Here is a 1,352-nt window from a genome sequence, read left to right as displayed (position 1 = left end):
GAGAGCGTAAAATATCTTGTGTAAATGCATAAAAGATTTCTGAATTGTATAGAAATAGGGAATGCCTTCCCTTATGATATTTAGTAACCACAGAAAACATCACAGGAGGCATTCCCCATGAATGAACTTACCACAGAAATTATCGCTGCACTAGCCCAAAAGCAAGATTTGGACGAAGTTTTTCGTCACCACCTCGAAATTGCGATTAACCAGCTGCTTCAAACCGAATTGGCAGAGTTTTTGGGTTACGAACGCTACTCATACGCTGGGATTAACACTGGTAATAACCGCAACGGCAGTTATGAGCGCTCGTTTGATACGAAGTACGGCCAACTTAACTTAACCATTCCTCGAGATCGCAATGGCCGGTTTGAAAATCATACCTTGCCAGCCTACGGTCGGCACAGTGATAATTTAGAAACAACGGTCATTCAGTTGTATACCAAGGGAATTACCACTGCTGAAATTGCCGAACTCATTGAGAAAATGTACGGTGCTCACTACTCCAAAGCCACGGTTTCCAACATGACTAAAGCCGTCAATGAACAGGTTCAAGCTTTCCAGCAACGTCGACTGGCTTCACAATATGCGGCCATCTTCTTAGATGCCACTTACTTGCCGTTAAAGCGGGATACCGTTCAAAAAGAAGCCGTTCATATTGCGATTGGCATTCGTCCAGATGGTACGAAAGAAGTGCTGAACTACCAAGTGGCGCCAACGGAATCGACTGGAATCTGGACTGAACTGCTGGGAACCTTGATCAAGCAGGGCGTTAAAGATGTGCTGTTGTTTGTGGCCGATGGGTTAGTTGGTTTGGATGAAGGCTTGAATCGGCATTTCCCTAAAGCCAAACGACAACGTTGCCTGGTTCATGTTGGGCGGAATCTGATGAACAAAGTTCGCGTAAAAGACCGCAAGGCCGTGATCAGTGACTTTAAACAAGTTCATCGGGCCGCCAACCGTGAAGCAGCCGAACTGAAACTGAATGAGTTCGCCAACAACTGGCATCAGACCTATCCCAAATTAATCAAAGATCTGCTTAAAATGCCGAATTTACTCACTTTCATGGACTTTCCACCAGCTATCCGGCAATCACTATACTCCACTAATCTGATTGAGAACTTTAATAAGCATCTCAAGCGCACCACCCACCACAAAGAACAATTTCCAACGGAAGATTCACTGGATCGCTTCCTGGTTTCTCAGTTTAATGTTTATAACGAGAAGTCTCTGAAGCGGATCCACCGAGGGTTCAAAGGACTCCAGGACACCTTGGAAGCATCATTTATTTAAGTTAGATACATATTATATGTACGAAGGCATTTCATTTACACAAGATTCTTGACGCTACC

Annotated in this window: 1 protein-coding gene; it reads left to right on the top strand. The window is 44.3% G+C overall.

Annotated elements, in window-relative coordinates:
- Window positions 1-117: 117 nt before the first annotated feature.
- Window positions 118-1,293, top strand: a complete 1,176-nt coding sequence (locus FD09_RS15430; protein WP_003561746.1) for an IS256-like element IS1310 family transposase — start codon at window positions 118-120, stop codon at window positions 1,291-1,293.
- Window positions 1,294-1,352 lie beyond the last annotated feature (59 nt).

The sequence above is a fragment of the Schleiferilactobacillus perolens DSM 12744 genome, from assembly GCF_001435585.1.
GTDB classification, from domain to species: domain Bacteria; phylum Bacillota; class Bacilli; order Lactobacillales; family Lactobacillaceae; genus Schleiferilactobacillus; species Schleiferilactobacillus perolens.
Note: the sequence above shows the minus strand (reverse complement) of the source record. Positions and strands in the feature narration are given on the sequence as shown.